The organism is Streptomyces sp. NBC_00038 (assembly GCF_026343635.1).
Classification (GTDB): Bacteria; Actinomycetota; Actinomycetes; order Streptomycetales; family Streptomycetaceae; genus Streptomyces.
This window is the reverse complement of sequence record NZ_JAPELQ010000001.1, coordinates 7,654,285-7,674,938: the sequence shown is the minus strand read 5'-3', so window position 1 is coordinate 7,674,938 and position 20,654 is coordinate 7,654,285. Positions and strand designations below refer to the sequence as shown.

At 70.5% G+C, this 20,654-nt stretch carries 20 protein-coding genes; 11 read left to right on the top strand and 9 right to left on the bottom strand.

What is annotated here, in order from left to right:
• Positions 1–304 precede the first annotated feature (304 nt).
• On the top strand, positions 305–1,507 hold the full coding sequence (locus tag OG219_RS34790) for a sensor histidine kinase (protein WP_266833298.1): 1,203 nt from the start codon (positions 305–307) through the stop codon (positions 1,505–1,507).
• On the opposite strand, the gene OG219_RS34785 is transcribed toward OG219_RS34790, so the two are convergent.
• Positions 1,482–2,162, bottom strand: a complete 681-nt coding sequence (locus OG219_RS34785) for a response regulator transcription factor (protein ID WP_266833296.1) — start codon at positions 2,160–2,162, stop codon at positions 1,482–1,484. The genes OG219_RS34790 and OG219_RS34785 overlap by 26 nt on opposite strands.
• Before the next feature lie 212 nt (positions 2,163–2,374).
• On the bottom strand, positions 2,375–3,130 hold the full coding sequence (locus OG219_RS34780) for an SDR family NAD(P)-dependent oxidoreductase (RefSeq protein WP_266833294.1): 756 nt from the start codon (positions 3,128–3,130) through the stop codon (positions 2,375–2,377).
• A gap of 109 nt (positions 3,131–3,239) precedes the next feature.
• Between OG219_RS34780 and OG219_RS34775 the strand changes: the two genes are divergently transcribed.
• Positions 3,240–3,863 (top strand): TetR/AcrR family transcriptional regulator, encoded by a 624-nt coding sequence (locus tag OG219_RS34775; RefSeq protein WP_266833292.1) that lies wholly within the window; start codon positions 3,240–3,242, stop codon positions 3,861–3,863.
• Positions 3,864–4,034: 171 nt separating this feature from the next.
• Here the strand turns inward: OG219_RS34775 and OG219_RS34770 are convergent, their stop codons facing one another.
• On the bottom strand, positions 4,035–4,955 hold the full coding sequence (locus OG219_RS34770; RefSeq protein ID WP_266833290.1) for an NADP-dependent oxidoreductase: 921 nt from the start codon (positions 4,953–4,955) through the stop codon (positions 4,035–4,037).
• 110 nt (positions 4,956–5,065) lie between these two features.
• Between OG219_RS34770 and OG219_RS34765 the strand changes: the two genes are divergently transcribed.
• The 3 genes from OG219_RS34765 (at position 5,066) to OG219_RS34755 (ending at position 7,044) form a co-directional block, all read left to right on the top strand.
• Entirely contained in the window at positions 5,066–5,476 is a 411-nt protein-coding gene (locus OG219_RS34765) for a helix-turn-helix domain-containing protein (protein ID WP_266833288.1), read from the top strand.
• A gap of 166 nt (positions 5,477–5,642) precedes the next feature.
• On the top strand, positions 5,643–6,566 hold the full coding sequence (locus OG219_RS34760; protein ID WP_266833286.1) for an NADP-dependent oxidoreductase: 924 nt from the start codon (positions 5,643–5,645) through the stop codon (positions 6,564–6,566).
• Between the two features lie 31 nt (positions 6,567–6,597).
• Positions 6,598–7,044: an SRPBCC domain-containing protein gene (locus OG219_RS34755; RefSeq protein ID WP_266833284.1), complete on the top strand. Its 447-nt coding sequence runs from the start codon at positions 6,598–6,600 to the stop codon at positions 7,042–7,044.
• 543 nt (positions 7,045–7,587) lie between these two features.
• On the opposite strand, the gene OG219_RS34750 is transcribed toward OG219_RS34755, so the two are convergent.
• Positions 7,588–8,076 carry a nuclear transport factor 2 family protein gene (locus tag OG219_RS34750; RefSeq protein WP_266833282.1) on the bottom strand — a complete coding sequence of 163 codons (489 nt, stop codon included), beginning with the start codon at positions 8,074–8,076 and terminating at the stop codon, positions 7,588–7,590.
• Between the two features lie 113 nt (positions 8,077–8,189).
• Between OG219_RS34750 and OG219_RS34745 the strand changes: the two genes are divergently transcribed.
• Positions 8,190–9,023: a LysR family transcriptional regulator gene (locus tag OG219_RS34745; protein WP_266833280.1), complete on the top strand. Its 834-nt coding sequence runs from the start codon at positions 8,190–8,192 to the stop codon at positions 9,021–9,023.
• A 258-nt stretch (positions 9,024–9,281) separates the two neighbouring features.
• Here the strand turns inward: OG219_RS34745 and OG219_RS34740 are convergent, their stop codons facing one another.
• The 4 genes from OG219_RS34740 to OG219_RS34725 all read right to left on the bottom strand — a co-directional run bounded on the left by OG219_RS34740 (position 9,282) and on the right by OG219_RS34725 (position 13,822).
• On the bottom strand, positions 9,282–10,205 hold the full coding sequence (locus tag OG219_RS34740; RefSeq protein WP_266833278.1) for an endo-beta-N-acetylglucosaminidase H: 924 nt from the start codon (positions 10,203–10,205) through the stop codon (positions 9,282–9,284).
• Between the two features lie 249 nt (positions 10,206–10,454).
• A complete protein-coding gene (locus tag OG219_RS34735) occupies positions 10,455–11,645 on the bottom strand; it encodes a PotD/PotF family extracellular solute-binding protein (RefSeq protein ID WP_266833276.1) in 1,191 nt (396 codons plus the stop codon).
• 189 nt (positions 11,646–11,834) lie between these two features.
• Positions 11,835–13,103: a cell wall metabolism sensor histidine kinase WalK gene (locus OG219_RS34730; protein ID WP_266833274.1), complete on the bottom strand. Its 1,269-nt coding sequence runs from the start codon at positions 13,101–13,103 to the stop codon at positions 11,835–11,837.
• A 62-nt stretch (positions 13,104–13,165) separates the two neighbouring features.
• The gene (locus OG219_RS34725; RefSeq protein ID WP_266833272.1) at positions 13,166–13,822 is read right to left on the bottom strand and encodes a response regulator transcription factor; all 657 of its coding nucleotides are present in this window, start codon (positions 13,820–13,822) and stop codon (positions 13,166–13,168) included.
• A gap of 120 nt (positions 13,823–13,942) precedes the next feature.
• On the opposite strand from OG219_RS34725, the gene OG219_RS34720 reads away from it, so the two are divergent.
• The gene (locus OG219_RS34720; RefSeq protein ID WP_266833270.1) at positions 13,943–14,494 is read left to right on the top strand and encodes a hypothetical protein; all 552 of its coding nucleotides are present in this window, start codon (positions 13,943–13,945) and stop codon (positions 14,492–14,494) included.
• 107 nt (positions 14,495–14,601) lie between these two features.
• Here OG219_RS34720 and OG219_RS34715 read toward each other — a convergent pair whose 3' ends face one another.
• A complete protein-coding gene (locus OG219_RS34715; RefSeq protein WP_266833268.1) occupies positions 14,602–16,041 on the bottom strand; it encodes a gamma-aminobutyraldehyde dehydrogenase in 1,440 nt (479 codons plus the stop codon).
• Between the two features lie 188 nt (positions 16,042–16,229).
• Between OG219_RS34715 and OG219_RS34710 the strand changes: the two genes are divergently transcribed.
• The 4 genes from OG219_RS34710 to OG219_RS34695 all read left to right on the top strand — a co-directional run bounded on the left by OG219_RS34710 (position 16,230) and on the right by OG219_RS34695 (position 20,531).
• Positions 16,230–16,745: an Lrp/AsnC family transcriptional regulator gene (locus OG219_RS34710; protein ID WP_266833266.1), complete on the top strand. Its 516-nt coding sequence runs from the start codon at positions 16,230–16,232 to the stop codon at positions 16,743–16,745.
• Complete coding sequence (locus OG219_RS34705) at positions 16,730–18,112, top strand: aspartate aminotransferase family protein (protein ID WP_266833264.1); 1,383 nt, start codon at positions 16,730–16,732, stop codon at positions 18,110–18,112. Before OG219_RS34710 ends, OG219_RS34705 begins: the two co-directional genes overlap by 16 nt.
• A 197-nt stretch (positions 18,113–18,309) precedes the next feature.
• Positions 18,310–19,047 carry an ABC transporter ATP-binding protein gene (locus OG219_RS34700; RefSeq protein WP_266833262.1) on the top strand — a complete coding sequence of 246 codons (738 nt, stop codon included), beginning with the start codon at positions 18,310–18,312 and terminating at the stop codon, positions 19,045–19,047.
• A complete protein-coding gene (locus OG219_RS34695; RefSeq protein WP_266833248.1) occupies positions 19,029–20,531 on the top strand; it encodes a hypothetical protein in 1,503 nt (500 codons plus the stop codon). Before OG219_RS34700 ends, OG219_RS34695 begins: the two co-directional genes overlap by 19 nt.
• Positions 20,532–20,654 lie beyond the last annotated feature (123 nt).

Genomic DNA, 20,654 nt, shown 5'->3' with positions numbered 1-20,654 from the left:
ACAGACTCCGTACGTCAAGAGCGAGACGAGGAAGGGGAGAGGGTGGTGCCCGGGGCAGGTCACGCGTCCGCGGCACAGACTCCGGGACCACGCGTGCGCCCGGAGCGCCGAAGGGTTCACCCCCGGCCCGCCGTCGTCGACGGCCCGGGGGTGGGGCACTGGTGCCGGGGGACCGCCCGCGCCCTTGATCCATGCTGCGGCAGCCCGCGGCGGCGCGGCGTCAGCCCTGGGTACGGACTGCGGCGCGCCGTGTCGGTCATCCGGCCGACACCACGGGAGCGGTTCCGCTTCCTAGGCTGGTGACGTGGACTGGAAGCTTCCGTTTTCCCCTGGTATCCGACGCGTCATCTCCGCCGCCGCGATGGTGTCCCTGGCCCTGCTGTGGGCGGGCGACATCCTGGTGCTGCTGCTCGTGACCGAGCCGCCGATCTCCCCCACCACCTGGATGCCTGTGTTCGTCACCGGCCCCGCGGCCGCGCTCGCACTGCCCGGTACCCGCTACTCACCGGCGTTCCCGGTCCGGGCAGCGGGGGCGGCCGCCCTGTCCCTCACGCTCACCTGCGTGTGCCTGGTGGTGCCGGTGAGCGGAACTGACATCGGCTACCTGGAGGCGTTCGCGCTGCTGTGCCTGATCATCCGGACACTCGCCCAGGTCCACCCCACCCGCACCATGGCGTGGACCGTCGCCGCCCTGGCCGTCAGCATGGTGGCGCAGACACTGCGCACCCGGACGCTGGACGGCTTCATCGCGGGCAGTTACGCGGTGACGATCATGCTCTCGCTCGGCATCGCCATGGGGTGCGTCCTCCGCGCGACCGAGGCCCGCCGACAGCGCGCCGAACAGGACGTGCGGCAGGCTGAACGGCTGGCTCTGGCCCGGGATCTGCACGACCTGATCGCCCACCACATGACGGGCATCATCGTGCAGGCCAACGCGGCCAGGGCCGTCCACGCGACCGCACCCGAGAAGGTCGAGCCGGCCCTGGAGGCGATCGCCCGGTCCGGTACGGAGACCTTGGAGTCGATGCGCCGGCTGGTACGGGTGCTGCGCGAGGACAACCATCAGCCCCTGCGGCCGGGCGATCTGCTCGCCGAACTCGGGGATCTCGTCGGCGAGTTCTCCCGACATCGCCCGGGCGCCCCGGCGGCCCGGCTCGAGGCGAGCGCCGCGGTCCGCACGAGCCGGTTCAGCCCGGAGGTCGAGGCGACCGTGCTGCGGGTGGTCCGGGAGGCCCTCACCAATGTCCTGCGACATGCGCCGGGCGAGCAGGTGACCGTGCGGCTGGACGCCGCCACGGAGTGGCTGCGGCTGACGGTGACCAACAGCGCGAGGCCGCGCCCGGCGGACCGTCCGGCGGGCGGCCGCGGCGGCTTCGGCCTGATCGGTCTGCGCGAACGCGTCGAGGCACTCGACGGCACGTTCCGGGCCGGTGCGACGGACTCCGGTCAGTGGGAGGTACGGGCCATCGTGCCGCGCCCCGTCACGGACGCTGATCGCGCGAGGTGACCACGCTGTTCTCCCACGCCCAGGCCGCGATCTCGACACGGTTGCGGGCCTCGACCTTGGCCTGGATCCGGGCCAGATACGTCTTCACCGACGACAACGACAAGAACAGCTCCTCCGCGATCTCCTGGTTGGTGCGGCCCACCGCCACCAGGCGGGCGATCTCCGTCTCCCGTCCGCTCAGCCCGGCAGCCTCCCGCTGCTCCTCGCCGCCGAGTCCGTGCGTCAGTCCGCGCAGCAGCCGCACGGTGACCGCCGGCGAGACCAGCGCGTCGCCACGCGAAGCCGCCCTTACCGCCTCCACCAGCAGCGCGGGCGGAGCGTCTTTGAGCAGGAAGCCACAGGCCCCGTTGCGCAGTGCGTCGCGCACGTAGTCGTCCTGGTCGAACGTCGTGATCACGACGACGTTCGTCGCGGGTTCGCCCGACCGCTCGCCCGCCAGGATGCGGGTGACCTCCAAACCGTCCATCCGCGGCATACGAATGTCGACCAGCGCCACCGCGGGGCGCAGCCTGCGGGCCAACTCGACGCACTCGACACCGTCGCGGGCGACACCCACGACCCGGATGCCGGTCTGGGCGTCGAGGATCATCTCAAAGCCGGCCCGGACCAGCTCCTGGTCGTCGGCGATCACCACATCGATCAGCTCATCGGCCACAGTCGTCCTTCTGTCTCACGAGAGGAGTCCCGCAGAGGGACCCACCGCCGTGTGACCGAACAGGTGGTACCCCGTGCCGACGAAGTCGGCAACCACAACAGGCTAGCCGCCGCCTATGACATGACTGTCAGGCATCACCACGGTGAAGGTGCCCGGCCGTGCCAGGACGACGCATTCGGCGCAGCCGGGAATCTCGCCGCACCACCACGCCACTACACCGCGGTGAATCCTCCGTCGACGGTGAGCGTGGCACCGTGCACCTGGGACGCCTCGTCGCTCGCGAGGAACACGACGGCGGCAGCCACCTCCGCCGGGGAACCGGCGCGGCGGGAGGGCATGCCCGCGATGATCGGGGCCAGGTGCTCCTCCATCGCCGCCACCTTCTCCGTCAGCGTGGGGCCGGGAGCGACGGTGTTGACGCGGACGCCGTGCGGCCCGTACTCCGCAGCCCACGACTCGGTGAGCGAGTGCACGGCTGCCTTGGTCATGCCGTAGAGCGCCGAATGTGCCATGCCCCGCATGCCGTTGATGGACCCCAGGTTGACCACGGCGCCGTGGCCGCGCTCGGCCATGGGCGGTACCAGCAGGCCGGTGAGGAGGAACATCGACCGCACGCTCACGGCCAGCGCCTCGTCGATGGTCTCCTGCGCCACCTCGGCGGTAGGGGTCGGCGCGAGCAGGAGCGCCGCGTTGTTGACGAGCACGTCGATCCGCCCGTCGGCCGCGGCGACCGCGTCGGTGGCGAGGCGGCCGATCACATCGGCACCTGCGGACAGATCCGCCTTGACGAAGGCCGCCGCACCGTTGTCCTTCTCGATGCGCGCCACCACCTCTGCGCCGCGACGCTCGTCACGTCCGCTGACGACGACGAACGCGCCTTCGGCAGCCAGGGCTGCCGCGATGGCGGCGCCGATGCCCGTGGTGGAGCCGGTGACCAAGGCCGTCCGCCCGGTGAGTCGCTGGGTCATGGTGCCCTGCCTTCCTGTACTGAACCGGTCTGTACCGAACCGGCTGGGAGCGGCAAATCTGCCACCCAAAAAATGGACCTTCAAGTCCAGAAAGTGGCAGGATGGCGGCATGGCACCACGACTGACCCCCAAAGGTGCGGCCACCAGGCAACGCATCATCGAAGGAGCCGCGGAGGAGATCCGCGAGCGCGGCGTGACCGAGACGACCCTGGACGACATCCGCGCCCGCACGGCCACCAGCAAGAGCCAGCTCTTCCACTACTTCCCCAGCGGCAGGGAGGAGCTCCTGCTCGCCGTGGCCCGGCACGAGGCCGGCCGCGTCCTGTCCGACCAGCAACCCCACCTGGGTGAGCTCACCTCTTGGCAGGCCTGGCGCGACTGGCGGGACGCCGTCGTCGACCGTTACCGCCAACAGGGGCAGCAGTGCCCGCTCAGCGCGCTCATGTCGCAGCTGACCCCCGCCACACCCGGCACGCAGGCCGTCACCGGACAACTGATCTCCTCGTGGCAGGCCCAGATCACGGCCGGTATCCGGGCCATGCAGGACCAGCGCGAGATCCCGCTCGGCCTCGACGCCGACCGCGCCGCGGCCGCCCTGCTGGCCGGTATCCAGGGCGGCGTCCTGATCATGATGTCCACCGGCTCCCTCGCACACCTCGAAGCGGCCCTCGACCTGGGCATCCACCAGCTCATGACCCCGCCCGCGCCGGTACGCGCGACACCGACGGGCTGACCGGCCCGCGGGCGCACGCGCCGGGCATCGTCCCTTCATGGGTGCACTCGTGGGTGCACTGCAGTGACTCGCCCGGGCGGGCCCGGGATGGCCGCCCGCTCCGGTCGGCTTTGGTCGAAGCAGGCGGCCAGGTCCGAGCCCGTCGGCCGGATCTGCGCTTGTTCCGAGCGTTCAGGGCGTGAGGACGAGCCGGCCCCGCAGGCCGCCCTCCGCGAGGCGTCCGTGGGCCTGCGCCGCCTCTTCCAGTGGGTATGTCCGGGCGACCCGAAGGGTGAGCGCGCCTGAGGTGGCGAGGTCGGAGAGGGTGGTGAGCATCGCCGCGTCGGGGGAGACCTGGGTCAGCCTCACCCGGATGTCGCGCTCCGCCTGGGGCAGGGCGTCCATCCGCGTGGTGACGAACGTTCCGCCGTCCCTGACCGCTGCGATGACGCCGAGCGTGGTGGTGTCCAGCACCGCGTCGACTCCGTGCGGGTAGAGCCGGCGCACCGCTGCGGCGGGGTCCTCACTCGCGGGCACGAAGGCGTCGGCGCCCAGGACGCCGGTGACGAAGCTCTCGTCGTCGGCGAAATCGCTGGCGATCACCGTCAGCTTGCGTCGCTTGGCCAGTTGCACGGCGTATCCGCCGACCGCACCGGCCGCGCCGGTGATGAAGACACTCCGCCCTTCACCGAGGCCGAGAAGCTCCACCGACTGCGCGGCGGTCAGGCCGTTCAACGGGATGGTGGACGCGTGTACGGCGTCGATCCCGGTCGGCGCGTGGGCCAGGGCGCTGCTGGGCACAATCGTGTACTCGGCCTGGGCCCGCACGACACCGGTCGCGCCCTGCACGATCGCGATCACGGGCGTACCGACCTCCCACACCGCACCGGGGCCCACGGCGTCGACTGTGCCTGCCACGTCCCAGCCCAGCCCGAAGTGACTCCCCGGAGCCGGAGCCGGAAACAGACCGCTCCAGGCCGCCACATCGGCCGGGTTGAGCGCGGCGGCATCCACCTTGATCCGTATCTCGAACATCCCCGGCTCAGGCAGGTCGACGTCCGCCACTTCGATGACGTCCGGTGCGCCGACGGACCTGTAGACAACTGCTCGCATGATCTTCGCTCTTCCGTTTGCGAATTCGAACGCTACGAACGCTAGTTAGGTTACGATCGATTCGGAAGTAGGTACTTTTTAGTGCGTTACGCTCCTGGCAGGAGAGACGGATGACCACCAAGGCGAAACCGGCACGCCGAATCGAGCCCGGCACGTACGCGGCGTACATGCACGACTGTCCCGCAGTGGCGTTGCTCTCGACGATCAGCAACCGGTGGGTCAGCCTGACGATGTGCACGCTCGGGTCCTTCGGCGATCCGATGCGTTACAGCCACGTCAGCCGCGAGATCCCGGGCGTCAGCCAGAAGATGCTCACCCAGACCCTGCGCATGCTTGAGCGCGACGGCATGGTGAAGCGGACGGTGACACCGACCGTGCCGGTGCGCGTCGACTACGAGTTGACCCCGCTCGGGCAGGGTCTGTACGAGCTGCTGTCCCAGGTTCGCGACTGGGCCGCCGACAAAACCGACGCGGTCGACGCGGCGCGGGCCCGCTACGACACCCGGCAGACCGACCAGTGACGACGACACAAGCCTCCCCGCGCGCTGTGCGCCTGCACCCGAACGGGATGACCGGCCCCACAGGGGAGTAACGCACTTAAAAGTACCTACTTACGAATCGATCGCAACCTGCCTAGTGTTCGTAGCGTTCCTGACGTTCGAATATGCAAAGGGAAGAGCGAAGATCATGCGCGCAGCAGTCGTGAAGAAGGTCGGCGGACCCGAGGCTGTCGAGGTCTTGGAGGTCCCCCTCCCGGAACCAGGGCCCCTGGAGGTCCGTATCAAGGTCGCGGCCGCCGCACTCAATCCCGCCGACGCCGCTGTGTGGGCCGGGGTCTTCGCGCAGCCGGAGGGCATGGAGTACGCCGGTCTGGGGCTGGACGCCGCCGGGACGATCGACGCGGTCGGTCCAGGCGTCCTGCTGCCCGTCGGAACCCCGGTGATCGCGTTCGATGCCCCGGCGCTGCGCCCGACGAAGGCCCAGGCCGAGTACCTCGTGACCGACCTGGGTTCCATCGCACCCGCCCCGCAGGGCATGGACCTGACGCTCGCCGCGACGATCCCCCTCAACGCGATGACCGCCTCACTGGCCCTGGACCACTTCCCGCTGCGCCCCCGCGACACGCTGCTGGTCACCGGCGCCGCCGGGGCCGTTGGCGGCTACGCCGTCGAGTTGGCCAGGACCCGGGGCGTGCGGGTCCTCGCGCAGGGCCGGCCCGAGGACGAGGAGTTTCTCCGCGGCCGTGGCGCCACCTGGTTCGTATCGCGCGACGAGGAACTGAGTGACGCGGTGCGGCGGTTCGTGCCCGGAGGCGTGGACGGCGTGCTCGACGCGGCGGCGCTGGGCACCCCTGCGCTGGCGGCTGTCCGCGACGGCGGCATCTTCGTGAGCGTGAGGGGCGATGTGCTGCCGGCCGCGCAGCGGGGCGTGGTGGTACGACACACGACCGCCGGCCCCGAAGCGACCCGCTTCTCGTACCTCTCCGCACTCGCCGAGGTGGGCGTGCTGACACCGCGCGTAGCGCAGACCTACCCCCTGTCACAGGCCGCCGAAGCCCACGCCCAGCTCGCCAGGGGCAGCCGGCGCGGCCGGATCGTGCTGGTGCCGTGACCGACACCGACGGCACCGGAAGGAGCCGATCGTGAAGAAGGCCCCCACTGCCACGGCGGTGACCAGGATCTCCGCCCCGGTGGAGGACGTCTGGCGCGTACTCGTGGCGTTCGACCAGTACGCGCAGTGGCACCCGGTTCTGTCCCTCGACGCGAAGCCCGAACAGGTCGTGGTCGGGGCCGACATTCCGGGCCACCGCTCGGGCGGCGACACCGGTCGGCAGGACGTCACTTTGAGGATCGTCGACGTGCAAGCCCCCCACCGGCTGGCCTGGGAAGGCGGATCGCTCGACACGCTCCTCGGCAGGCACTCGTTCGTGCTCACCCCCCAGCCGGACGGCACCACCGAACTCACCGACACCGAGGAGTTCTTCGGCCCCGCCGCCGTCGAACTCATCCCGGCACTCGGCGGGCTCACGCAGGAGTACTCCCGATACGGCGCCGCCCTGCGCGTACGTGCGGAGGATCTGTCCGGCTGACGAGCATGCCGAGGTTGCTTGCCGTGCCGTGACGAGCAACGTCCGAACGTGGCCTGGTGACGACAGCCGAACGTGCCCGGTCAGCGCGCTCGACGGCGGCGAGGCCCTGTCCCTGCGCCGGGGCAGGGACAGGGGCCGGCCGGTCGCACCTGAGGCCCCTTTGCCGGTCGACGGCGTCAAGGATGAGGCCGTCGGCGACCGTTCGGTCCGCAGACGGTCGGCTGTTGCCCAGCCGACCACGCGGCGCGAGGCGATGTCGATGACGGTGGCCGGACAGAGCCGGCCCTCGTCGATCGGGACATAGGTGATGCCACGGCACCAGCGAGTGTCGAGGCCCCCGAGTCGGGAGCGAAGTCGCGGACGACGAGGCCGGGCCGGGCGACGGCCCACGTGTCGGGGATCGTCGTCACCTGCCGTCGCCGCGGTGTCGACCCTGCAGCCCGGCGGCATCCGTTTGGCGACGCGGCTCCGGGCGCGCTCGGTGAGCTCAAGGACTTCCGGTCCGCCGAAGCGCCGGGCACACGACGGCCTTCAACGCTCAGCTCAGGCCTCCAGGACCGCGTACGGCATGTCGTGCAGGACGCGGTGCCGGACGATCTTCCACTCGCCGTCGATGCGGCGCAGATCGGAGTCGTAGTAGCCGGACTCGATGGGCCGGATGGTGCCCTGGGCGCCGAAGGCGTCCTCGGGCCAGCCGCCCGCCGGGCGGGTCAGGGCGCGGACCTCGAAGACCACGAAGTGGGCGTTCATGTGCGCCCGGTCGCCGTCGACCTCGATGAGGTGGTCCGCCGTGACGTGGTGGCTGGAGCCGCCCTCGGGGTGCGGCGCCATGAAGTTGTCGACCGCGTACGCCACACCCGAACCACCGATGATCGGCTCGCCGGCCTGCTCGTAGGCGTCGGGGCCGGTCTTGACGAAGACGTCCACGATCGCGTCGTCGGTGAAGAGGGCGCCCTGGCTCTTGCCGTCGCGTCGGTCGGCGGCGCGGACATAGCGTGCCAGGACCTCCTGGACCTTGCGCTCGTCGCTCATGCTTCGCACGTTCCTTTCGTGTTCCTGATGCGGGTCGTGTGCCTGTTTCGAGTGGACCAGCGGGAACGGGCGAGAGCTATGAGGGTTTTGGCAGTGGTCGATACCCTGAAGGTATGGATCGTCTGGAGACCCGCGAACTCGACTATTTCGTCGCGGTCGCCGAGGAGCTGCACTTCGGAAAGGCCGCGGAGCGCCTGGGCATGGCCCAGCCCCCACTGTCGCGCGCGATCAGCCGTCTGGAGCGCCGAATGGGCGTGCGACTGCTGGAGCGCACCAGCCGCCGTGTCGCGCTCACCGACGCAGGTGCCGTGTTCCTGGACGAAAGCCGACGGCTGCTCGACTCGCTCGACGCGGCCGTGCGGCGGGCCCAGCGCGTGCAGCAGCCCGGTCGGCTGGTGATGGCGGTACGTCCCGGCACCGCGTCCGGGCTGATCGCCGACCTGCTCCGCTCCTCCGAGGTCGGCGGCCACGACGTCGTCTTCACGCATGACCGCCCGGCCGCCCTCAGAGACGGCAGGGCCGACATCGCGCTGCTGTGCGTCGGCACCGACGACCTCACCGGGCTGCGCACCGCCGACCTGACCGAGGAGGCGCCCTTCGCGCTGGTCCCGCGTGGCCATCCACTGGCCCGGCGCACTGTGGTGACGGTCGCCGAGCTCGGCCAGGACGCGAACTTCACGCCCGAGTGCCCGTCGGTCGGGCTCGACGAGATCGTCGACCGGATCGTGCTCGGGCGGCTGGTCACCGTTGTGGGTTCGGGGGCTGCCGAACGGGTCTCCTCCGAGGTGGCCGCGGTGCCGGTGTCGGACCTGCCGCCCACACGTCTTGCCCTGGCGTGGCCCGAGGGGGCGTCCCGTCCGGCCGTCACCGCCTTCGTCCGTTCGGCCCGCGCGGCCGAGGCGCAGCGGGCGCTCGACGCGAAGGGCAGAGACACAGCCAAGGCCTGAAGCTGACGAAGGCTTCAGCCCGCGATCTTGGTACCGACCATCCCTCTTCTGTTCCAGCCAAAAATCCTCGTCACAGGCTTCAGCGGCCGGGAGCACAGAATCGGAGAGATAGTTGGCACTTTGGTACAGCGCAGATCACGGCACCTAGGGCGACCGCGCCTCCGACATCGTTGTCGAAGGCGCGGCCTGCACGCGGCGCGGCCCTACGGGATGGAGCAAGCCCCGAGGGGGCACCGGACTCCGGGGAGTGTGGTCGGCCTACGGCGTGTAGTGGGCGTCACTGCCGTACAACTCCCTGGTGAACGCGGAGACATCGGCGCTGCGATCGGCGCCGTCCAGGTTGTACGTCAGATAGACGCCGTACCCCTCGCTGACCGTGCGGCGGGCGAGGCTGGCGGCCGTGCTTTGCGAGGTTCCGCCGATCTGGACGGCCGCCGGTGACAGCTTCGACTTGGGCAGTGCGATGCCGGGGACCTGCCAGGTGCCGTAGTACGGGTTCCAGGCGTAGTCGAACTTGGACGAGACGTCGACGCCGCCGTAGGACAGGCGCGACGCGGCCGGGCCGATGTTGTAGAGGCTGATGATCTTGTCGGGCATGTTGGCGCGCAGTGCCGACACCAGGTACACGAACGAGCTGGCGTTGGGCTGGCCGGTGCCGTTGTTGCCGTAGTCGGCGTACTCGTCGTCGAAGTCGATGCCGTCGAGGCCGTACTTGGCCACGGTGTCCGACAGTTGTTTCGCGAACGTCGAAGCCGCCTGCTGGGACGGGAAGTTGGCGAAGCCCGCGCCCTGGTGGTTGCCGAGCACCGAGAGGACGACCTTGATGCCCTTCTGCTGCAACGGCCGTATCTGCGTGGCGGCGTTGTCGAGGACGCGTTGTACGTTCTCGTTGAAGTACAGGGTCGCCGCTTTCGTGCTCGTGTTGTAGTTGATGTTCGCGGCGAAGATCACGGCGACGTCGAAGACGTTGCTGCCGCCGTTGGCGAGGGTGTACTTGCCGACGTTCAGCATGCTGTTGTTGTTCACCTCGACGTATGCCACCGAGGTCGGTCCTTGTTTCGCGAGAGCGGGAGCGGGGACCGCTGCCGCGCCGGTCGTGGCGGTCGTGCCTAAGGCGAGGGCCGTAATGGCCGAGAGCGCGAGCGCGGCCGTCCGTATTCTGCTCCGCACCGGAGTGAACATCGTTGATCGGTCTCCCATCGCATGGAGCGGCGCCCGACCTGTTGGCGAGCGCCGAGTGAGCCCCCCGGACCTCTCCGTTCCCATGAGCGAGTCCCCGGAACCATGCGAGAACTCGCCACGACTCCCACGCACGTCGCGCCGCAACTCCGAATCCGGGCAAGGGAGTTGCTAAAACGCTGCGCTGCCGCACTGTCCCGGACCTACGACCGACAGAACCCAATCCTCGTCACAACAGCGCGCCCGCCCCCGCTACAGCCCCGCGATCGCGTTCCACCGCTTCGCGAACTCAGTACGTTCCGTGGACTTGATGTCGCGCGCGATCGCGAGCCGCTTGCGCATCGCGGTGTCCGGGAAGATGAGCGGGTCCTCGGCGAGGGCGGCGGTGTCCTCGTCCTTGGAGGAGGCGAGGATGTCCTGGGCGGCGGGGACGGGGCAGACGTAGTTGACCCAGGCGGCCAGTTCGGCGGCCACCTCCGGCTGGTAGTAGTAGTCGACGAGCTTCTCCGCGTTGGCCTTGTGGCGGGCCAGGTTGGGGATCATCAGGGACTCGGCCCACAGCTCGGCGCCCTCCTCGGGGACGACGAAGCGGATGTCGGGGTCGTCGGCCTGGAGCTGGATCACGTCGCCGGAGTACGCCTGACAGGCCAGGACGTCGCCGCTGGAGAGGTCCTTGATGTAGTCGTTGCCGGTGAAGCGCCGGATCTGGCCGCTCTTCACGTACTTCTCGACCTGGTCGCAGACCTCGTGGAAGTCGTCCGCCGTCCACTTGGTGATGTCGACGCCGTTGCCCTGCATCAACAGCGCGAACGCCTCGTCCAGGCCGGAGAGAAGGGTGACCCGGCCCTTGAGGTCGTCCGCCCACAGGTCGGAGACGTGTTTGATCTCGCGGCCGACCTTGCGGCGGTTGTACGCGATGCCGGTGATCCCCGACTGCCACGGCACGCTGGACTTGCGCCCGGGGTCGAAGGCGGGCGAACGCAGCAGCGGGTCAAGGTACTTGGTGACGTTCGGCTGCTTGACCCGGTCCATCTCCTGGACCCAGCCGAGTCGGACGAACCGCGCGCACATCCAGTCACTGATGACGATCAGGTCGCGGCCGGTCTGCTGGTGGTTCATCAACGACGGGCTGATCTTGCCGAAGAACTCGTCGTTGTCGTTGATCTCCTCGATGTAGTCGACCGAGATCCCGGTGCTCTTCTCGAAGGCGTCCAGTGTCGGCCGCTTCGTGGTGTCCTCGTCGTCGGTGTCGATGTAGAGCGGCCAGTTCGCCCAGGTCAGCCGCTTGTCGCTGGCGGAGACGTCGGCACCGGCCCGGTCACCCGGTGACACGTACGCAGCGGGCACCCCGCACCCCGCCAGGGCGCCGAGCGCCGCCCCACCGCCCACGGCGCGCAGCAGGGACCGGCGGGACAAGGGCGAGGTCTTCCGAATCACTGGCACGCGAGCAGCATGCCGCCGCCGGCCGGCCCGGACAATGGACGCTGCGTCGAGCGCTCGCGCACCGACCCGACACCCTGTCGATCACTTCGTACGGCGTTACGCGGCCGACGCGGCTGTGTCACTCGGTCCGTGCCCCGTTCCATGGCCGGCTCGGCCGGTCCGCGTGGTGCAGCCGCCTCGGCCGGCCCCTCAGCCCGTACGGCGTTCCGTGGCCGTCGCGACGAGGCCCGGGGGCCCGACGGGGGCGGGCGGTGGCCAAGCGGACACAGCGGGCGGAAACCCGACCTTCACGCTCAGCCCGCCCTCGGGTCGCGGCCACACCTCGACCGTGCCGCCGTGCGCGGTGGCGACCGCCTCGACGATGGAAAGGCCGAGGCCGAGGCCGTCGCACTTGCGTACGCGTTCGGCTCCGAGGCGGCGGAACGGCTGGAAGAGCCAGGCCACCTGGTCCGGCGGGATCACCGGACCGCTGTTGGCGATCCGCAGGACGGGCCGCCCGCCGTCCATCCCGGTCCACAGGCGGATCCAACTCTCCTCGCCCTCCGGGTGGTTGTGCCGTACGGCGTTGTCGGCGAGGTTGACCACAAGGCGCTCGATCAGCTGCGGGTCCCCGAGCACGGGCGCGGGCGCGAGCTCGGCCACCACTCGCGGCCCACCCTCCGGCACCCGCGCCCGAACGATCGCCGCCAGATCCACCAACTCCCGCCGCTGGAGCCCCCGTTGACTGCGCGCCAGCGTCAGCAGCGCGTCGATCAGCCGCTCCTGCTCCTGCCCCGCGGCACGCACCCGCAGACATGCGGCACGCAGGCTCTCCAGGGAGGCGTCCGGATCGGCGAGCGCGACATCCACGATCGCCTGCTGGAGGGTGAGCGGAGTGCGCAGCTCGTGCGAGGCGTTGGCGACGAACTGCTTCTGCGCCTCGAACGCGCCCTCGACCCGGCCCAGTACGGCGTCGAAGGTGTCGGCCATGGCTTTCAGCTCGTCGTCGGGGCCGGGCACGGCGAGCCGCTCGTGCAGGTTGTCGGCCGAGATACGGCGGGCGGCGGCCGTCATCGTGCGGAGCGGCGCGAGCACCCGTCCGGCCATCAGCCAGCCAAGGGCCACCGAGACCACGGTCATCACCCCGAGCGCTACCCCCGACTCGACGAGGAACTGGTGCAGTTGCTCGGCGCGCAGCAGCGAAAGACGCTCCGCGACGTACGCGGCGACCTTCGGCGGGGCGGGGCCTGCGGGCTCATCGACCCCGCCCAGCGACGGCTGCCCGTACGCGCTCCCCGCGAGCGACGGCTCGGTGGTGGCCACGAGTACGTAGGTGAAGGCCAGCAGGGCCGCGCCGGCCACGGCGAACAGCGCGCTGTAGAGCAGGGTGAGCCGCCACCGGATGCTGTGCGGCCCACGCAGGCCACCGGAGAACACGGAGCGCAATCGGTCGGGAATCCCGCCGGCAGTCGCTCGCACTCGGTCGGAAACCCCGCCGTCAGCCGCGCGCACTCGGTCGGGAATCCCGCCGGCAGTCGCCTTCATCGGATCCGGTACCCCGCCCTCTCGACCGTCTCGATGACCGCGGGCTCCCCCAGCTTCCGCCGCAGCCGGCTCACCGTGACCTTCACGGTCTGGCTGAACGGATCGGCCGCCTCGTCCCAGGCCCGCTCCAGCAGTTCCTCCGTCGAGACGACGGCGCCCCCGGCACCCAGCAGCATCTCCAGCACGGCGAACTCCTTGGGACTGAGCGCGAGTCCGGTGCCGCCGCGGGTCGCCTGCCGTCGCGCAGGGTCGAGCCGCAGCTCGCCGCGGACCAGGACCGGCGGCAGCGCGGGCTGCGAGCGGCGCGCCAACGCCCGTATGCGCGCCACGAGTTCGGTGAACGCGAACGGCTTGGGAAGGTAGTCGTCCGCCCCGAGGCCAAGGCCCGCGACCCGGTCGGCGACCGTCCCGGCCGCCGTCAGCATCAGTACCCGCGCCCTGCTGCCCCCGGCGGCCAGCGTCCGGCACACCTGGTCGCCGTGGACCCCGGGCAGGTCGCGGTCGAGTACGACGACGTCGTAGCCGTTGACCTGGGCGCGCTCCAGCGCCGTAGGACCGTCGAACGCGAGGTCGACCGCCATCCCCTCACGGCGCAGCCCCCCGGCGACGGTCTCGGCGAGCTCTTCGTGGTCCTCGACCACCAGCACACGCATGCCGGTCAGTGTGCACGCGCGGCGGTTACACAGGCATAAGCCCGGCCGTTCCCGTGCCGTAACCGCCCGCGGGGTTGTGTGGACCAGGCAAAGCACCCGGACCACGACAGGAGAAACCCCATGCCCGCACTGGCGACCCCGCCCCGGCGTCTCGCCCTGGCCTGCGCCCTGATCACGGCCGTCACACTCGGCACGGTCAGCGCGTCGGCGGCCACGGCGACCGAACCGTCCACCCCGCCCAGCGCCTCGCCCGGCACCGAACGGCCCCCCGCCGGAGCCGGGAGCGTCGGGGTCGCGTACACCCCGACCGACAACGCCCCGGGCGACGTCGACGAGGCCAACCTCGCGTTCGCCGACTGCATGCGCGACGAGGGTCAGAAGCAGTTCCCCGACTTCCACGCGTTCAAGGCCAAGGACGGCTCGATCGGCCTCCAAGTCAAGATGGAGCACGGCGAGTTCCCCGCGGCCGCGAAGGAGTACCGCGCCGCGATCAAGAAGTGCGCACCGCTCCTGAAGGAAGCGGGCATCACCTTCCCGGCCTCGCCCGGCCTGCCCGGTGTCCCCGACCTGCCCGAGCGCCCGGGCGCCCCCGAGAAAGGCGAACGCAAGCACGTCGAGCCCGGTACTCCCGGAGACCTCCCGTCACTCACCGGCTCGGTCGAGAACGCCTGACCATCACTGAGGGGGAAAGGGGTGTGGCCCCGGACGGATCAACTCCCGTCCGGGGCCACACCATTGACGTACAAGCGCCTCAATTGACGTACAAGCGCCGCGAAGGACTACGCGTCCAGCGACGTCATCACGTGCTTGATGCGCGTGTAGTCGTCGAACCCGTACGCCGAAAGGTCCTTGCCGTAGCCGGACTTCTTGAACCCGCCGTGCGGCATCTCGGCGACCAGCGGGATGTGGGTGTTGATCCACACGCAGCCGAAGTCGAGGGACTTGGACAGGCGCATCGCGCGCGAGTGGTCCTTGGTCCACACCGAGGAGGCGAGGGCGTAGTCCACGCCGTTGGCCCACTCGATGGCCTGCGCCTCGTCCGTGAAGGACTGGACGGTGATGACCGGGCCGAAGACCTCGTTCTGGATGATCTCGTCGTCCTGCTTCAGGCCCGACACGACGGTCGGCGCGTAGAAGTAGCCGACCTCGCCGACCCGGTGGCCGCCCGCCTCGACCTTGGCGTGGGCGGGGAGGCGCTCGATGAACCCGGAGACCTGCTTGAGCTGGTTCGGGTTGTTCAGCGGGCCGTACAGCACGTCCTCGTCGTCCGGCTGCCCGGTCTTCGTGTCGGCGGCGGCCTTGGCGAGCGCGGCCACGAACTCGTCGTGGATGCCCTCCTGGACCAGCACGCGGGTGGCGGCCGTACAGTCCTGGCCCGCGTTGAAGAAGCCCGCCACCGAGATGTCCTCGACGGCCTTGGCGATGTCGGTGTCCTCGAAGACGACGACGGGGGCCTTGCCGCCGAGCTCCAGGTGGACCCGCTTGACGTCCTTGGACGCCGACTCGGCGACCGAGATGCCCGCGCGCACGGAACCGGTGATGGAGGCCATCGCCGGCGTCGGGTGCTCGACCATCGCGCGGCCGGTGTCGCGGTCGCCGCAGATGACGTTGAAGACGCCCTTGGGGACGATGGAGCCGATGATCTCGGCGATCAGGACGGTGGAGGCAGGGGTCGTGTCCGACGGCTTCAGGACGACGGTGTTGCCTGCCGCGAGCGCGGGGGCGAACTTCCACACCGCCATCATCATCGGGTAGTTCCACGGCGCGACCTGCGCGCAGACACCGATGGGCTCGCGGCGCACGATGGAGGTCAGACCCTCCATGTACTCGCCGGCGCTGCGCCCCTCCAGCATGCGGGCGGCGCCCGCGAAGAAGCGGATCTGGTCCACCATCGGCGGGATTTCCTCGGACCGGGTCAGCCCGATCGGCTTGCCGGTGTTCTCCACCTCGGCCGCGATCAGCTCCTCGGCCCGCTCCTCGAACGCGTCCGCGATCTTGAGGAGCGCCCGCTGACGCTCGGAGGGGGTCTGGTCGCGCCAGGCCGGGAAGGCCGCGGCGGCGGCTGCCATCGCGGCGTCCACGTCCGGCTGACCGGACAGCGGCGCCGTCGCGTACGCCTCGCCGGTCACGGGGTTGACGACCTCGGTGGTCCGCCCGTCGGCGGCGTCCCGGAACTCACCATCGATGTAGTTGCGCAGACGACGCAGCTCGGTGCTCACTGCCGGCCCTCCAAGTTCAGATGTCCATCGGCTTCGGCTTCAGGTGTCCATTCGCTGAGACACCCACCCTAATCCGTGCACCCACGTTTTCAACACCCCTGACGCCGCCAGAACTGCGAAATCCGCAAGACACGTACCCGTAAACAACGAATTTCATCGCAGCGGCCTTGCGGAACTGTCGAGACGTCGTGCACAGTGAAGCCGTGGCCAGTCGAAGCGCAGACCCCAGGGACTCCCGCGAGTCCAGGAACGGCAGTCCCTCGTTGGACACCGTCTCCCTCGCCATCATCGAGCAGCTCCAGCAGGACGGACGCCGCCCGTACGCCGCGATCGGCAAGGCCGTCGGCCTCTCCGAGGCGGCCGTGCGCCAGCGCGTCCAGAAGCTGCTCGACCAGGGCGTGATGCAGATCGTCGCCGTCACGGACCCGCTCACCGTGGGTTTCCGGCGGCAGGCGATGGTCGGCATCAACGTGGAAGGTGATCTGGAGCCTGTGGCCGACGCCCTGGCCGAGATGCCGGAAGTCGAGTACGTGGTGATGACCGCGGGCTCGTTCGACCTCCTCGTAGAAGTCGTCTGCGAGGACGACGACCACCTGCTGGACGTCATCAACAAACGCATCCGGGCCCTCCCCGGCGTGCGCTCCACCGAGAGCTTCGTCTATCTGAAGCTCAAGAAACAGACCTACATGTGGGGAACCCGATAGCCGTGAGCACCAAGGACCTCAGCAAGACCGCGTACGACCACCTGTGGATGCACTTCACCCGCATGTCCTCGTACGAGAACGCGCCCGTTCCCACCATCGTGCGTGGTGAGGGCACCTACATCTACGACGACAAGGGAAAGCGCTACCTCGACGGTCTCGCGGGTCTGTTCGTGGTCCAGGCGGGCCACGGCCGCACGGAACTCGCGGAGACGGCGTTCAAGCAGGCGCAGGAACTGGCCTTCTTCCCGATCTGGTCCTACGCCCACCCCAAGGCCGTCGAGCTCGCCGAGCGTCTCGCGCACTACGCGCCCGGCGACCTGAACAAGGTCTTCTTCTCCACGGGCGGCGGCGAGGCCGTCGAGACCGCCTGGAAGCTGGCGAAGCAGTACCACAAGCTCACCGGCAACCACACGAAGTACAAGGTCATCTCGCGCGCGGTCGCCTACCACGGCACCCCGCAGGGCGCCCTGTCCATCACCGGCCTGCCGGCCCTCAAGGCCCCCTTCGAGCCGCTGGTCCCCGGCGCGCACAAGGTCCCGAACACCAACATCTACCGCGCCTCGATCCACGGCGACGACCCGGTGGCGTTCGGCCGCTGGGCCGCCGACCAGATCGAGCAGGAGATCCTCTTCGAGGGCCCGGAGACCGTCGCCGCGGTCTTCCTGGAGCCGGTGCAGAACGCGGGCGGCTGCTTCCCGCCGCCCCCCGGCTACTTCCAGCGCGTGCGCGAGATCTGCGACAAGTACGACGTGCTGCTCGTCTCCGACGAGGTCATCTGCGCCTTCGGCCGCCTCGGCACGATGTTCGCCTGCGACAAGTTCGACTACATCCCGGACATCATCACCTGCGCCAAGGGCATGACCTCGGGCTACTCCCCGATCGGCGCCACCATCGTCTCGGACCGCATCGCCGAGCCGTTCTACAAGGGCGACAACACCTTCCTGCACGGCTACACCTTCGGCGGCCACCCGGTCTCCGCGGCCGTGGCACTCACCAACCTCGACATCTTCGAGCGCGAGGGCCTCAACCAGCACGTGCTGGACAACGAGGCGAACTTCCTGCAGACCCTGCAGAAGCTGCACGACCTGCCGATCGTCGGCGACGTCCGCGGCAACGGCTTCTTCTACGGCATCGAGCTCGTGAAGGACAAGGCCACCAAGGAGACCTTCACGGACGAGGAGTCGGAGCGCGTGCTCTACGGCTTCGTCTCCAAGAAGCTCTTCGAGTACGGCCTCTACTGCCGCGCCGACGACCGCGGTGACCCGGTCATCCAGCTGTCGCCGCCGCTGATCTCCGACCAGTCGACCTTCGACGAGATCGAGGGGATCATCCGTCAGGTGCTGACGGAGGCGTGGACGAAGCTGTAAACGCCGCACAACTGATCAGCTGATCAACATCGGCCCCGGTGCCGTCCGTTCGAGTGAGAAACGGCGGCCCGGGGCCGTGTGCTGTCCGGCCTCCCGCCGCCGAATACCTAGCGTGCCCAGTGACCGATCGGCCCTGCCTTCGTTCCCCCGTCCGGGGGACTTGGCACGGTATTCAGATCTGAACCGAGGTGTACGCGATGGTGGCCCCGCCGGACAACGACGTGCTCTGGGCACGCGCCCTGCACGTCAAGCACAACGGCTCGCCCGCGCTCAGCGGTGTCTCGCTCGGCGTCCGGGAGGGCGAGATCCTCGCCGTCGGCGGCCCGCGCGGCAGCGGCAAGACGACGTTGCTGCAGTGCCTGTCGGGCCAACTGCTGCCGGAGCAGGGCGAGGTCTGGTTCAACAGCACGCCCGTGCACACCATGGGCCCGCTCACCCGCGAACGGCTGCGCCGCGACCGCTTCGGCTGGATCGACCCGGCGCCGGTCCTCGTCCCCGAGCTGAACGCCTGGGAGAACGCCGCGCTGCCCCTGATGCTCCGCGGCTGCGGACGCCGGGCCGCCAAGACCGCCGCCCTGGAGTGGCTGGAACGCCTCGACATCGGCGGCTGCGCCCGCAAGCGCCCCCACGACCTGCTCCAGGCCGAGCGCCAGCGCGTCGCCGTCGCCCGCGCGCTCGTCCCCTCGCCCACCGTGCTCTTCGCCGACGAGCCGACCGCCCCACTGCACCGCGCCGACCGCGCCCATGTGCTGCGTACGCTCACGACGGCGGCCCGCTCGCACGGCATCACCGTGGTCCTGGCCACGCACGACGCGGACACCGCGGCGCTCGCCGACCGCACGGTCTCGCTGCTCGACGGACGGCGCGTGAACACCGTCCATCTGCCCCCGGTCACCGAGACGGAAGGCCGGGCCGCGTGCTCGCTCTCCGTCTAGCCCGCGGGGCCCACCCCCTGGTCCAGCTGCGCCGGCTCCTGGTCACCGCCGCGTCGGCGGGCACCGGCTTCCTGCTGCTGTGCACGCTGGGGTACGCGATGGCGCATCCGGACGCCTCGGCCGCCTCGGTGCTCCGCCTGATCTGGTGCGTCGCTCCGCTGGCCGCCACGGTCTACTTCGCGGTCGCGGTCGCCCGCACCGACCCCGGCACCCGGCCGCGCCCGGGCCTCTCGGCGATCGGCCTCGGCCCGGGCCGCCTGATGGCCATCTCGGCGGTCACCACGGCCCTGTCCACCACCCTCGGCTCCATGCTCGCCCTGCTGTTCTTCCTGCACCTGCGCGGCGACCTGACGGGGATGCCCTTCGACGGCGCGGCGGCGGAGTTCCTCGCCGCGGACCGGCCCCTCCCGCTGCCTGGCGCGCTGACCCTCCTCGCGCTGGTGCCGCTGGCCGCTTCGGTGGCGAGCGCGGTGGTACTGCGTCCGCAGGGCGCGACGGCGGGCCGCGGAATCGCGTGGCTCACCGCACGCGCCGGCGTGGTGGGCAGCGCTCCGGCACGCGGCGCCAGACGCACGCCCCGGCACGCGGGTGGCGCCCGCGCGACGCTCCGCACGCCCGGCGCGCACGACGGCTCCAGCGCTGAGGAAGGCGCGGAGGCATACGACCAGAACGGGGGCGGGTACGACGGTTCCAGCACCCCCGGGACCGTCGCAGCCGCCTTCGAACACTCCGCCACCCACGGCGACCTGAGCCCGTACGACGGAGACGGCCCGGACTCACACGAGGCGCCGCACGGTTCCGGCCGGCCCGCCCGCCTGGGTCACCAGGGCACCCCGACCCACGACCTGTCCCTCCCCCAGCTCCCTCCCGTTCCCCAGACCGCCCCCGGCGGCCTCCCCTGGGGCGCCGCCACGCTCGCGGCGGGCCTCGCCGTGGAGACGTACGCGAGCCGTTCGGGTCCCGCCCCCGGTCTCGCCCTGCCCGGCGCTTTCGCGGGCGGCCCCGTCGGAGTGCTGGTCGGCTGGGCGATGACCGCGGTCGGCCTGGCGCTGGCCGGGCCGGCGATCACGTACGCGTGCGGGCGGCTGCTCCAGGCCGTACGGCCGGGCGCGCTGCGGCTGCTCGCCGGGCGGGTGCTGCAGGCGGAGGCGCGGCGCATCGGGCAGCCGCTCGGCGTGGTGTGCGCGGTGGCGTCGGGCGGCTACGCCATGGCGACGCTGTACACGGGCGCGCGCCCCGACTTCGGGCCGCTGACCACCCTCGGCGTGCTGGTGGTCGCGGGATGCACCGTCCTGACCCTGGCGACGGCCGCCGTAGAGGCGAGGCAGGCGCGCGCGGACACCACGGCGGCGCTGCTGCGGATGGGGGCGCCCGTCACCATGCTCCGGAGCGCCGCGGCCCTGCGCGTCGGCGCGCTGCTCGCCGCGTTCGGCCCGTTGACCTGGGCGGTCACCGAACTCGCCGCGCTCCCCCTGGTCCACTGACCGTCCGCGAGCCGGCCCACCGGCCGTCCGCGGGAGAAAAAGTTCGCGCCGAGCGATGAGTTCCGCGCGGACCCCCGGTCTATCCCTGCGAACGACACCGCAGCGCCGTACCGCACCGATGGG